At 70.0% G+C, this 12,484-nt stretch carries 11 protein-coding genes; 5 read left to right on the plus strand and 6 right to left on the minus strand.

The genetic code is table 11. The features are described 5' to 3' along the window. Positions 1 to 25: 25 nt before the first annotated feature. Together mutS (AVZ66_RS01235) and AVZ66_RS01240 are read right to left on the minus strand one after the other, a co-directional pair. Positions 26 to 2,653 carry a DNA mismatch repair protein MutS gene (gene mutS / locus AVZ66_RS01235; RefSeq protein ID WP_058980992.1) on the minus strand — a complete coding sequence of 876 codons (2,628 nt, stop codon included), beginning with the start codon at positions 2,651 to 2,653 and terminating at the stop codon, positions 26 to 28. Between the two features lie 80 nt (positions 2,654 to 2,733). Beyond that, entirely contained in the window at positions 2,734 to 3,756 is a 1,023-nt protein-coding gene (locus tag AVZ66_RS01240) for an AIR synthase family protein (RefSeq protein ID WP_058980994.1), read from the minus strand. A gap of 117 nt (positions 3,757 to 3,873) precedes the next feature. Between AVZ66_RS01240 and psmA the strand changes: the two genes are divergently transcribed. Further along, a complete protein-coding gene (psmA, locus tag AVZ66_RS01245) occupies positions 3,874 to 4,596 on the plus strand; it encodes an archaeal proteasome endopeptidase complex subunit alpha (protein WP_058980996.1) in 723 nt (240 codons plus the stop codon). A 67-nt stretch (positions 4,597 to 4,663) separates the two neighbouring features. Further along, complete coding sequence (locus AVZ66_RS01250; RefSeq protein WP_058980998.1) at positions 4,664 to 5,104, plus strand: co-chaperone YbbN; 441 nt, start codon at positions 4,664 to 4,666, stop codon at positions 5,102 to 5,104. 132 nt (positions 5,105 to 5,236) lie between these two features. Here the strand turns inward: AVZ66_RS01250 and AVZ66_RS01255 are convergent, their stop codons facing one another. After that, positions 5,237 to 5,956, minus strand: a complete 720-nt coding sequence (locus AVZ66_RS01255) for a hypothetical protein (RefSeq protein ID WP_058981000.1) — start codon at positions 5,954 to 5,956, stop codon at positions 5,237 to 5,239. A gap of 157 nt (positions 5,957 to 6,113) precedes the next feature. Further along, complete coding sequence (locus AVZ66_RS01260; RefSeq protein ID WP_058981002.1) at positions 6,114 to 6,740, minus strand: DsbA family protein; 627 nt, start codon at positions 6,738 to 6,740, stop codon at positions 6,114 to 6,116. 517 nt (positions 6,741 to 7,257) lie between these two features. Between AVZ66_RS01260 and AVZ66_RS01265 the strand changes: the two genes are divergently transcribed. The 3 genes from AVZ66_RS01265 to nucS are packed head-to-tail and all read left to right on the plus strand — an operon-like array spanning position 7,258 to position 9,332. After that, positions 7,258 to 7,761: an adenylyltransferase/cytidyltransferase family protein gene (locus AVZ66_RS01265; protein ID WP_058981005.1), complete on the plus strand. Its 504-nt coding sequence runs from the start codon at positions 7,258 to 7,260 to the stop codon at positions 7,759 to 7,761. A 38-nt stretch (positions 7,762 to 7,799) separates the two neighbouring features. Further along, complete coding sequence (locus AVZ66_RS01270; RefSeq protein WP_197407705.1) at positions 7,800 to 8,576, plus strand: NAD+ synthase; 777 nt, start codon at positions 7,800 to 7,802, stop codon at positions 8,574 to 8,576. A gap of 54 nt (positions 8,577 to 8,630) precedes the next feature. Beyond that, entirely contained in the window at positions 8,631 to 9,332 is a 702-nt protein-coding gene (gene nucS / locus AVZ66_RS01275) for an endonuclease NucS (protein WP_058981009.1), read from the plus strand. Here nucS and mutS (AVZ66_RS01280) read toward each other — a convergent pair whose 3' ends face one another. Then, entirely contained in the window at positions 9,333 to 11,921 is a 2,589-nt protein-coding gene (gene mutS / locus AVZ66_RS01280) for a DNA mismatch repair protein MutS (protein ID WP_058981010.1), read from the minus strand. It abuts the gene before it with no gap. Between the two features lie 57 nt (positions 11,922 to 11,978). Next, positions 11,979 to 12,410: a CopD family protein gene (locus tag AVZ66_RS01285; protein ID WP_157575568.1), complete on the minus strand. Its 432-nt coding sequence runs from the start codon at positions 12,408 to 12,410 to the stop codon at positions 11,979 to 11,981. Between the last annotated feature and the right edge of the window lie 74 nt (positions 12,411 to 12,484).

A 12,484-nucleotide genomic window follows, 5' to 3' on the forward strand; every position in this document is an offset into this window, starting at 1 on the left:
GCCCGCGCGTATCAATCCCGCGCTGCTACTCGTCCAGTCGCTCCTGCCACTCCTGCACGCGCGAGAGCAGTTCGACGGGCGGCGTCTCGTTCACGTCCACGTCCCGGAGGTCGTCCAGTACTTCGCGCGCTTCCGGGTCGAGTGCGTCCGCGTCGCCGCCATCCGCCGCGCTCTCGCTCTCCACAGAACCATCGCCCGCCGTGAACTCGCCGGAATCGACGTCGAACACCGCCTGCACGGGTTCGCTCGCAGAACCCCGTGCTTCGACGGCTTTCTCCTCGCGAAGGCGGTCCAGTACCTCTCGCGAGCGGTCCACGACGGGAGCCGGAACCCCGGCCAAATCCGCGACGTGAACGCCGTACGAACGGTCGGTCGCGCCGTCGCGCACCGTCCGCAGGAACGTCACGTCACCGTCGCGTTCCTCCGCGGCGACGTGGACGTTCGCGACATCTGCGAGGTGGTCCGCGAGCGCGGTCAACTCGTGGTAGTGGGTCGCGAACAACGTCTTCGCGCGGACCTCGTTGTGCAGGTACTCGGTGGCCGCCCACGCGATAGAGATGCCGTCGTAGGTCGCGGTGCCCCGGCCCACTTCGTCCAGAATGACGAGCGAGCGCTCGGTCGCGGCGTGGAGGATGCGGCTCAACTCCTGCATCTCCACCATGAACGTCGAGCGCCCCTGCGCGAGTTCGTCCAGTGCGCCCACTCTGGTGTAGATGCCGTCCACGAGCCCGACGCGAGCGCTGTCCGCGGGCACGAAGCTTCCGACCTGCGCGAGCAGGACAATCAGCGCGACCTGCCGCATGTACGTCGACTTCCCGCTCATGTTCGGGCCCGTGACCACGAGGAACCGCCGGCCGTCGCCGAACGCCGCGTCGTTCGGGACGAACTCCGTGGTCTGCTCGACGACCGGGTGGCGCCCGCCCTCGATTTCGAGGTCGTCGCCGTCCACGAGGTCGGGGCGAACCCAGCGGTTCGCGGCGGCGTGCTCGGCGAGGCCCGCGAGCGCGTCCAGTTCCGCGAGCGCGCGGCCCACGCGCTGCAGGGCGCCCGCTCGCTCCCCGACCCACGAGCGCAGGTCGTCGAACAGCGCGTATTCGAGGTCGCCGCGCTCCTCTTCCACGCGCAGAATCCGGCGCTCGCGGTCTTCGAGTTCCTCGGTGGTGTACCGCGTGGAGTTCTTCAGCGACTTCATTTCGCGGTACTCGTCGGGGACGGCGTCGGTCTCGGAGTTCCCGACTTGGATGTAGTAGCCGTCGGTCTTGTTCCGGTCGACCTGCAGATGCGTGATTCCCAGTCGCTCCTTCTCGCGGGAAGAGAGGCCGTCCAGCCACTCCTCGTGCTCGCGCGCTTCCGCCAGCAGGTCGTCGAGTTCGTCGTCGTACCCCTCCCGCAGCAGGCCGCCCTCGCGGAGCGTCTTCGGCGGGTCGTCGGCGAGCGCCGCGTCCAGTTCGGCGCGCACGCCCGCCGCGGTCTCGCGGTCCACGCCGTCCAGTACCTCCGTCACGGGCGATTCCGCGAGGTCCGGGTCGGAGTCGAGCGCGTCGGCTGCCTCCGGGAGCGCGGCCAGCGTCTCCCGGATTCGCAGCAGGTCGGTGGCGTCCGCGCGGCCGCCCGCCGCCCTGCTCGCCAGCCGTTCGAGGTCGTAGACGTCACTCAGTACGTCCCGGAGCGCGTCCCGAGCGAGCGGTGCATCGGCCAGCGCGCCCACCGCCGCCTGTCGGCGTTCCAACTCGGCGCGGTCCCGTAGCGGGCGCGTCAGCCACGCCTGCAGCCGCCGGCCGCCCGCCGCCGAGACCGTGTGGTCGAGCGTCGCGAACAGCGTTCCCTCATTTTCGCCGCCCATCGTCGCCGTCAGTTCGAGGTTGCGCTGGGTCGTCGCGTCCAGTTCGACGTGGTCGTCCGCACGATAGGGCTGGAGGCGCGTCAGCGACGCCAACACGCCCGCGTCCGTCGCCGCCACGTAGTCGATTGCCGCGCCCGCCGCCCGCGCCGCCGGACTGTCGCTGTCGACGCCGAGACTGTCCAGCGCGCCGTCCCCGAACTGCTCGCGGACGCTGTGGGCGGCCTTCCCGGGCGCGAACGCCGACGCCTCGTGCAGCGTCAGCGTCGCGTCAGCGCGCTCGCGGAGTCGCCCGAGGAAGTCGTCGTCGCTGCGGAGGTCGGGACCGGGGAGGACCTCCTCGGGGTCGAACCGGTGGAGTTCCGTCAGCACGTCCGTCTCCGTGTCCGCGTCCGCGACGTGGAACTGGCCCGTCGTCACGTCCACGAACGCCAGCCCCCACGCGTCGTCCCGGACGACCGCTGCGAGGTAGCGGGCGTCCGCGCCGGTCACGTCCACGAACGTCCCCGGCGTGGCGACCCGCGAAATTTCGCGCTCGATGTCGTCGACGCCGTCCTCGATTTGGTCCGCAATGGCGACCCGGTAGCCGCGCTCGACGAGCGTCGCGACGTACGGCGTCAGGTCGTCGACGGGCACGCCCGCCATCGGGTACGACGAGCCGTGCGCGGACTTCTCGGAGACCTGCAGGTCGAGGACGTCCGCGACCGTGCGCGCGTCCTCCGCGAAGAACTCGTAGAAGTCACCCACCTGCATCGCCAGCAGGTCGGCGTCGGTCCCCGACTTCAGGTCGAGGAACTCATCGACTATCCCCATGACTTGCTCCTCGCTCGCATCGTCGGAACCTCGCCGCGCGACGCCAAGAACCCTCCGGACGTCGCTCGCTCTCCGCCACGCTACTCGTCCCAGAATCGCTCGCGCCCGGTCTCGTAGGCGCCCCACAGCGGGTCCGACTCGGGTTCCGGCAGCGGGTCACCGTCGGCAGTGACGCGCTCGCCGCCCGCTTCCTCGACTACGCCGACCTCCGCGGCCGGAATATCCTCGTCGTCGAGCGCCGCCAGCACCGCGTCCACGCTGTCCGGGTCGACCGTCGCAACGACTGTGCCCTCGCTGGAAGTCGCCCACGGGTCGATGCCGAAGTAGTCGCAGACCTCTCGCACTCCCGCGAGGACGGGCACGCGCTCGCGCTCGACGGCCAGCGAGACGCCGCTGGCGGCCGCGAGTTCGTGGAACGCGTTCGCGAGGCCGCGCTCGGTCGCGTCGTGCATCGCCGTCACCTCTCCCGCAGCGGACGCCGTGAGCGCGTCCCGAACCGGACTGATGTCGTCGAAGCGCTCGCGGGCGGCGTCGGCGGCGTCCCCGCCGATGGGGAGGTCGTCCCCGAACAGCACGCCGAGCACGCCCGTCGACTCGATTGCCGGCCCCTTCGTGACGACGAGTCGGTCGCCCGGTCGCGCTCCCGTCGGCACCACGATGTCCGCGGGGTCGCCGATTGCGAGTGCTGTCGCGCCGCCGACCGTTGGGAACGCACACCCCTCGTAGGTACCCGTGTGGCCGGTCGTCAGGCTCGCGCCCAGTTTCTCGGCCTCTCGGTCGAAGACCTCCCAGATGGCGTCGAACGTCTCCGTGCTCGTGTCCGGCGGGAGGTTGAAGTCCACCGCGAGGTGCGCGGGCGGGAGGCCCGAGAGCGCGGCGTCGCTGACGCAGATGTGGAACGCGAACCACGCCGCCCGCTCCAGCCCGAGGTCCCGGAGCACGAACACGGGGTCGGACGCCATCGCCACCACGCGCTCGCCGACGTCCACGACGCCGAAGTCCGCGCCGTAGGTCGGCCCGAGGCGGACGTCCGCGCGCTCGGCGCCCGTCCGCCCCGCGACGTGCTCCTCGAAGAACCGCCTGCTCGCCTTCCCGGAGTCCATACGCGGCGTTGACTCGCCCGCCACAAGTACCCCCGCGATTTTGCCGCCGCTCGGCACCCCCTGCCGAAAGTCAAAGCCCTTTACGTCGGGGCGACTTACGTGCGGTCAAGGAAGACCATGCAGGGACAGAACCAGCAGCAGGCCTACGACCGCGGTATCACGATTTTCTCGCCGGACGGCCGCCTCTACCAGGTGGAGTACGCGCGGGAAGCCGTCAAGCGAGGCACCGCCAGCATCGGCGTCCGTACCGAGGACGGCGTCGTCCTCGTCGTGGACAAGCGCACGCGCTCGCCGCTGCTCGAAGGCTCCAGCGTCGAGAAACTCCACAAGGTCGACGACCACGTCGGCGCCGCCAGCGCCGGCCACGTCGCCGACGCGCGCAAACTCGTCGACCACGCGCGCCAGCAGTCCCAAGTCGAGCGCGTTCGCTACGACGAACCCATCGGCGTCCGCACGCTCACGAAGGAAGTCACCGACCACATCCAGCAGTACACGCAGGTCGGTGGCGCGCGCCCGTTCGGCGTCGCGCTCCTCGTCGCCGGCGTCTCCGACGGCGAACCCCGTCTCTTCGAGACGGACCCGTCGGGCACCTCCAACGAGTGGAAGGCCGTTGCCATCGGTTCGGACCGCTCGACGATTCAGGAGTTCCTCGAAGACGAGTACGAGACCGACCTCTCCCTCGACGAGGGCGTCGACCTCGCGCTCCGCGCGCTCAGCAAGGGCCGCGACGACGAACTCTCCGCGGAGGGCGTCGGCGTCGCCACCGTGGACGCCGACTCCGAGCTGTTCCGCGAACTCCAGACCGAGGAGACCGCCGAGTACCTCGACGACCTCGAGTAACTCGGAAGCGCCGGCGGAACGCGCCCCACCAGCAGTCCTTTTCCGCACTCGTCCCCTTCATTTCTGCATGAGCACACCGTCGCAGCGGAACGCACAGAAACCGATTCGCGTCGCCGACGGCGACGAACTAGACGACGTTCTCGCCGCCCACGACCGCGTGCTCGTGGACTTCTACACGAAGGGCTGCTCGCTCTGTCAGGCGATCGAGCCCGTACTCGGGAACGTTGCCCGAGAGTTCAACTCTCAGGCAGGCAGTCAGACGCAGTCTGACGACGTAGCGCGCGCGACGGGCATCACGGTGGCGATGGTCAACCCCGGTAACGACATCTCGCTGGTCGACGAGTGGTCGATTACGAGCGCGCCGACGCTCGTCCTCGTGGAGAGCGAGGCGTCGGAGGCGCCTCAGGGAGACGGCGAAGCCGTCGACTACGAAGAAATCGCGCGGCTCGCTGACGGCTTCAAGGGCGGCGACGACATCGAGGCGTTCCTCGACGAACACCTCGACTGAGTTAGTCGCGCGGCTCGCTGACGGCTTCAAGGGCGGCGACGTTCGGAAGACGACGAAGTCGTCTTCCGCAGCCCATCAGAACGCGAAGCGTTCTGAGGACGACATCGAGGCGTTCCTGGACGCGAACCTCGACTAGTCGTCGGCCGCCGCGCCGTCGGGGGTGTCGCGCTCGTCGACGTCCGGGAGGTGTGGGTCGCGGTTCGGGTTCCGACCGAACGCCGGTAGTCCGTCGGGCAACTGTTCTTTCAGCACGCGACGCAGCCGATTCAGGCTGGTCTGGTCGAGGCCGTAGCGCTCGTAGAGGTCGGTGAACGCTGGCTCGTCGGTGATGTCGTGGCTGCGGTACCGCTCGTAGAGGTCGCTCATGCGCTCCTGCGAGAGGTCGCCGGCGTCGAGGCTGTCGAGGCCGAGGTACTGCCGGCGGTCGACGTCGACGACGTGGCGGATGACCACGAGTGCGACCTTCTCGATGGCGCGCTGGCTGCCGAACTCCGTGAGGTCGATCTCGCTCATCACGCCGAGCGCGACGTCGCGCTGCCACGGCGTCACGTCCACCGCGTTGCACAGCGCCTGCGTCGTGCGCAGTCGGTCGAGGTAGTGCGTGCGGCGGCTGTGACCCTCGGTCGCGGTGTGGCGCTCCTCGTGGAGCCGTCGGATGCTCTCCGAGAGGTCCGCGTCCGGCGACTCCGCGCGCCCGATGACGGTCGCGCTCGGGGAGACGACGCCCCACTTGCGGACCGTCGTGTCCCGCTGGGCTTCCGCCCGCGAGAGCGCGCCCGAGCCCGGTCGGTGTTCGACGCGGCGCTCGTCCCGGGTCTCCCAGCGAATCCGGTCGCCGCCGTCAGCGCTCATTAGCGGTACCTGTGGCCTCGCGTCGTTTAAACTCTCGGCTGGCGGCGCTACCGCTGGGGAACGTAGTCCGCTGAGAAGTCCTTCGTATCTACCCCTTGTCGCCAGAACTACTTAAAGAGACTCGCGCGCCCTCGGTGCGCGGTCGGCCGGACCGCGCTTACTCCCCTTCGACGAGCCGGCGGAGCTGGGACGGCGGGACGGCGCCGCGCGCGCCGTAGCCGTCGTACGCGAACGTCGGAACGCCCGTGACGCCGTGTTCTTGGGCTTCCCGGAACTTCGCGCGGAGTTCGTCGTGGTACTGCTCGCTCTCCACGACCTCCCGAATCTCCTCGGGGTCGAGGCCGACGTCCTCGGCGATGTCCGCGAGCACGTCGACGTCGCCGATGTCGCGGCCCTCCTCCCAGAGCGCCTCGAAGATGGCGACGTCGAAGTCCAGCCACTGCTCGGGGTGCTCGTCGCTGACGTACAGCGACGCGGCCTGCGCGTCCAGCGAGTCGACCTCGCGGGAGAAGTCCATCTGCATGTCGTCGGCGCCGTACTCGTCGCGGAGGCGCTCGACGTTCTCGCGCGCCTTCTCGAAGTACTCGTCGTCCTTGCCGTCGTCGACGTCGTGGTCGATTTCGCCGTCCGGCCCGCGCTTCTGCGCGCGCAGGTCGAAGGGCTGCCAGTCGATGTCGAGTTCCTCCTCGCGCTCTGCCTGGTACTCCGACAGCGACTGCCGCCCGAGGTAGCAGAACGGGCAGACGTAGTCGGAGTACACGGTGATTTTGTCGGCGTCGCTCATCACTACTCGATAGGACGCGCACGCCGAAAAGGTCCCTGCTGGCGGGGGTTCCCGCTGGAGCCACGACGACCGACGAGCCACCGGCTCTGCAGTCGGTGTCTCTGAGAAGTCCTTCGTATCTATCCCTTGTCGCCAGAACCACTTAAAGAGAGTCGGCATCAGCCACGCCGACGACCGCTCACGGGAACGACGGCACCGTAGCTACGTGGCGTAGCACGCTGAGAAGCTCTTCGTATCTATCCGTTGTCGCCAGAGATACTTAAAGCGAGAGCGGGTCGTCGGCGCGCACTCCGCGGAGAAGATGTTCGGCGAAACGCCTTCTGCCGTCCGCCGGCACCGTCCACGTGCGAGGCTGGTGTCCCCTCGTGGCGGGTCCGCCGCGACGGCCAGCCCGCAGTGGTCTGACGCAACCGATGGCGAGTGCTCCACGCTCGCTGCTGGCCGGGACCGCCGGCCAGGTGGTTTTTCGATGCGTCCAGCCCAAGCACCCAAGTCGTCGCCGTCGGTAGCGCTTCTCGTGCCCGAACGCGCAGCGTTCCCCGGCCGCTTCCAGCCGTTCCACGTCGGCCACTACCGGACGGTCCGCCGGCTCCGCCGCGAGTACGACCTCGTCGTCGCCATCGGCAGCCCGCAGAAAGCCCGGACGCCGCGCAATCCGCTCACCGCCGCCGAACGCGAGCACGTGATTCGCGAGTGCTTCCCGGACCTCGACCTCGTGCGCGTCCGCGACGAGGACCGCGGCGAAGCCGGCTATCCCGACTGGGGCCAGCGCCTCGTCGCGCGCACGAACGCCGACGTCGTCATCACGGGCAACGAGACGGTCGCCGACATCGTCCGCGAGTACACCGACGCGCGCGTCGAAGCCCAGCGCATGCACGAGCCCGACCGCTACTCCGGCACCGAAATCCGCCGCCGCATCCGCGAGGGCGAGCCGTGGCGCGACCTCGTACCGGACTGCTGCGAGGACCGCGTCGCCACGTACGCGCCCGTGGTCGCCGAGGCCGGCGAGAACGCCGAGTAGCCACGTGCTTTTTGCCGGTGGCGGCCGCGCGTTCGCTCGTGACCGACTTCGACCTCGACCTCGCGACCGCCGCCGACGAGATTCGGTCGTTCCTCGCGAGCTACCTCGACGCCACGCCCGCGGACGGCTACGTCGTCGGCGTCAGCGGCGGGCTCGACTCCGTGCTCGCCACGCACCTCCTCGCGGACGCCGTCGGCCCCGAGCGCGTCACCGGCCTCCTGCTGCCCGCGGACCCCAGCGACCCCGAGAACGTCGAGGACGCCCGGGCGGTCTGCGAGCGCCTCGGCGTCGCCTACCGCGAGACCGACATCCAGCCCATCGTCGACGACGTTACCGCTGCCCGCGAGGACCTCGCGAAGACTACTGTGGGGAACGTTCAGGCGCGGGTCCGGATGGTCCTGCTCTACCAGGCCGCCAACGACGACGACGCGCTCGTCGTCGGCCCGAACAACCGGTCGGAACTCCTCCTGGGCTACTTCACGAAGTACGGCGACGGCGCCGCCGATGTCGCGCCGCTCGCGGACGTCTACAAGACCGAGACCTACGACCTCGCTCGGGAGATCGGCGTCAGCGAGGACATCGTCGGGAAGACGCCCACGGCGGAACTCTGGGAGGGACAGACTGACCCCGGCGAACTCGGCGAACCCTACGAGGTCATCGACCCGATTCTGCACGCGTACGTCGACGAGGACCGCACCGTCGAGGAGACTGTCGAGGCCACCGGCGAGGACCGCGAGACGGTCGCAGAGTTCGTCGAGCGCTACGAGTCCTCCACGCACAAGCGCGAGCGCCCGCCCTCACCGGGCATCCGGTAGCCCGCCGGCCGCCGCATCCGCGTGCTTTTTCCCGTCCACCGCGTACCTGCTACCGTGACCCGCGCGCTCTCGACCCCCGACGCCGACCGCGCCGCCGCCTTCGCCGCGGACGCCCGCAGCGACGACCTCGCGGTCTCGCTCGTCGGCGAGTGCGCGACCGAATTCGAGGGGCGCGCCGAGCGCAGCCTCCCCGCGGGCGTCCGGAGCGTCCTCTGGAAGCCCGACGACACCGTGCTCGTCCACGGCGCGACCGGCCGCGACCCCGACGCGTGGGCGACCGGCGGCAGCGTCGCCGTCGAAGCGAATCAGGGAACGCTCGAACTCCGCTGTGGCGACGGCGACGCCGCGGACGCGCTCACCGTCCGGTTCGATTCCGTCCACCACGCCGCGGCGTTCGACCCCGCGGACGCCGACGCCGAGGTCTCCGGTACCGAGTCCGACCTCAAGGAGCGCGTGCTCTCGGACCCCGACCTCGTCGAACCCGGCTTCCGGCCGCGCAGCACGGAGCGCGAGACGCCCGCCGGCCCCGTGGACGTCTACGGCCGCGGCCGCGACGGCGCCGTGGTCGTCGTCGAACTCAAGGCCCGCCGCGCCGGGCCGTCGGCGGCGTCGCAACTGGAGCGGTACGTGAACGCGCTCCGCCGCGACCTCCACGCCGACGCCGACGTGCGCGGCGTGCTCGTCGCCCCGGAAATCACCGAGAAGACCCGCCGCCTGCTCGCGGAGAACGGGCTCTCCTTCTCCCCAGTCGAGTAGTCAGTCGAGGTCGCGTTTCAAGTCGTTCAGGACGTTCAACGCCTCCAGCGGCGTCAGTTCCGCGAGATTCACGTCCCGGAGTTCGGCTTCCACGTCCGACTCGTCGGTGTCACCGTCGCTGTCTTCGGCGGGTTCGCCGGCGCCTACTTCTGCCTCTCGGCTCTCGTCGGTGTCGGGTGCGTCGAGGTGTTCGCGAGCGCGCTCGACGACCGCTTCGGGGACGCCCGCGGTCTGCGCGACCTCGATGCCGTAGGAGGCCGTCGCGGCACCCTCACGGACCTCGTGCTGGAAGGTCACCCCGTCCTCGCTGCGGGTCGCGCCGAAGTGGAGGTTCACGGCGGCGTCGAGGCAGTCGGCGTCCGCCGTGAGTTCGTGGTGATGGGTCGCGAACAGCGTCGTCGCGCCGAGTTCGTCGTGGACGTACTCGGTGACGGCGCGCGCAATCGCGAGGCCGTCGGTCGTCGACGTACCCCGTCCCACTTCGTCGAGCAGCACCAGCGAGTCCTCGGTCGCGGCGCGCAGAATCGAGGCGAGTTCGGTCATCTCCACCATGAACGTCGAGCGCCCGCCCGCGATGTCGTCGCTCGCGCCGACCCGCGTGAAGATGCGGTCGACGACGCGCAGGTCAGCGCTCGCCGCGGGGACGAAGCTCCCGGCCTGCGCGAGCAGGGTGATGAGTGCGACCTGCCGCATGTACGTCGACTTCCCGCTCATATTCGGGCCGGTGATAACCGCGACGCGGCGTTCGGGCGTGAGCGCGGTGTCGTTCGGCACGAACCCCGCTTCGGTGCGCTCAACGACAGGATGGCGCCCGCCCTCGATTTCGAGGTCGTCGCCGCCCATCTCGGGGCGTGCGTAGTCGTGACTCGCCGCCACCGTCGCGAACGACGCCAACGCGTCCACGGCTGCCACTGCTGCCGCCGTCGCCTGCACGCGCTCGGCCTCCTCCGCGACCCGGCTGCGGACCTCGCGGAACAGTTCGTATTCGAGGTCTTGGGAGCGCTGCTCGGCGCGCACGATGTCGTCCTCGCGCTCCTTGAGTTCGGGCGTGACGAAGCGCTCGGAGTTCTTCAGCGTCTGCCGGCGCTGGTAGTTCTCCGGGACGGCGTCGAGGTTCGGGTTCGTCACCTCGATGTAGTAGCCGTGGACCGCGTTGTGGCCGACTTTGAGCGAGTCGACGCCCGTGCGCTCGCGCTCCTGCTCCTCCAAGTCGTCTATCCACTGCTTGCCCGAGCGCTCGGTCTCCCGGAGGTCGTCCAGCGTCTCGTCGTAGCCGTCCCGGATGACGCCGCCCTCCGTGAGTTCTTGGGGCGGGTCCGGGACGATGGCCCGCGAGAGCAGGTCCCGAATCTCCGGGAGGTCGTCGAGGCTCGCGCGCAACTCGCGAAGTTTCTCGCTGTCGGCGTCCGCGAGCAGCCCGCGAATCTCGGGCACCACGTCGAGGGTGTTCTTCAGCGCGCGCAGGTCGCGGGCGTTCGCCCGCCCCCGCGAGACTCGGGAAATCAGGCGCTCGACGTCGTAGACGTCCCGCAGGTGCTCGTGGAGTTCCTCCCGCGTCAGGGGGTCCGCGAGCAGTTCCCCGACCGCCTCGTGGCGCGCCGCGATGTCGTCGGCGTCGGTCAGCGGCCGGCGCAGCCAGTCGGTGAGCGTCCGCCGGCCGAGCGCGCACGCCGTCTCGTCGAGCACGTCCACGAGCGCGGTGCCCTCCGCGCCGTGGACGCTGCGCTGCTCGAACACTTCCAAACTCCGCAACGCTACGGCGTCCATCTGGAGGTACTCGCGGGGGTCGTACCGCGTCAAGTGATTGAGGTAGTCCAGCCGGTCGCCGTCTTCCCCGCCCCGCGTGTACTCGGCGTAGTCGAGGAGCGCGCCGCAGGCCGCGACCTCGGCGTCGCCCGCGAGCGCGTCCACGCTCCCGAAGTACGCTTCGACCGTCTCGCGGGCACGCTCGTCGTCGAACGCCGCGTCGTCGTACTCCGCGACGAACGTCCCGTCGTCGAAGCGCTCCGCGGCTACGCCCGGCCCGGTCACCAGTTCCGCTGGCGCGAACCGCCCGAGTTCGTCCCGCACGCGCGCCGCGTTCGGGAGGCTCGTCGCGTAGAAGTCACCCGTCGAGACGTCCAGCAGCGCGAGGCCGAAGCCGCCACTTTCTGCGGCTGCGACCGTCGCCACGAAGTTGTTGTCGTCGCCCGCCAGCAGTTCGTCCTCGGTCAGCGTTCCCGGTGTCACAACGCGCGTCACCGCGCGCTCGACGACCCCGGACACCTCGTCGGGGTCCTCGACTTGGTCCGCGACGGCGACCCGGTAGCCCGCGTCCAGCAGGTCGTCGATGTACGGCTCCGCGTTGTCGATTGGCACCCCCGCCATCGGGTACTCGCCCGTGGAGTCCTCGCGGGCAGTCAGCGTAATCTCGCAGATGCGGGCGGCCGCCTCCGCAGCGTCGCAGAAGAGTTCGTAGAAGTCCCCGACTTGGAAGAGCACGAGCGCGTCCTCGTAGCGCCGCGTGAGCTCGAAGTACTGGCTCATCATCGGCGTCAGGTCGCCCTCGCTTTCGGCCATCTTCTCGGGTGGCCCGAGCGCCGCGTCCATGCGCGAAGGCAACGGGGTGGCGGCTGTTATGCTCGTCGGTCAGCGCCCCTTACCGCGTCAGAGCAGTCCGGCGAGCACGAGGAGGGCGACGCTCACGACGGCCGCCGCGCCGAACCACGGCGTCGCGTCGTCGGCGGCCGACTGCACGTCGTGGCCGGCGGTGAGGCGACTCGTCGCGACGTGTGAGAGGCCCGCGAGCACCAGCCAGAGGCTCGTCATCCCCACGACGAGGTGGCCGCGCGAGGAGCGAGCGAGCGCCTCGAACGTGTAGAGGTTGCCGGCGAGGTGGCCGCCGGTCAACAGCATCGCGACGACGCTGGCGACGCTGAGTTTCGTGAAGCGGTCGGCGATCCACTCGACGGGCGCGGCGTCGAGCACGCCGCGACGGGCGGCGGGCACGACGAACAGCGCAACGGCGAGCGTACTCCCGGTCCACGCCGACCCGAAGACGACGTGGGCGACGCGGGCGGCGGTGATGTCGAAGCTCATCACGCCGAGATTCGGCGACTGGACGGAAATAACGCGCCGGTCTCCGCGAGCGCTCGCCGCCCGAGTCCGCGTAA

Source organism: Halobacterium sp. CBA1132 (assembly GCF_001485535.1).
In the GTDB taxonomy this organism is placed as follows: domain Archaea; phylum Halobacteriota; class Halobacteria; order Halobacteriales; family Halobacteriaceae; genus Halobacterium.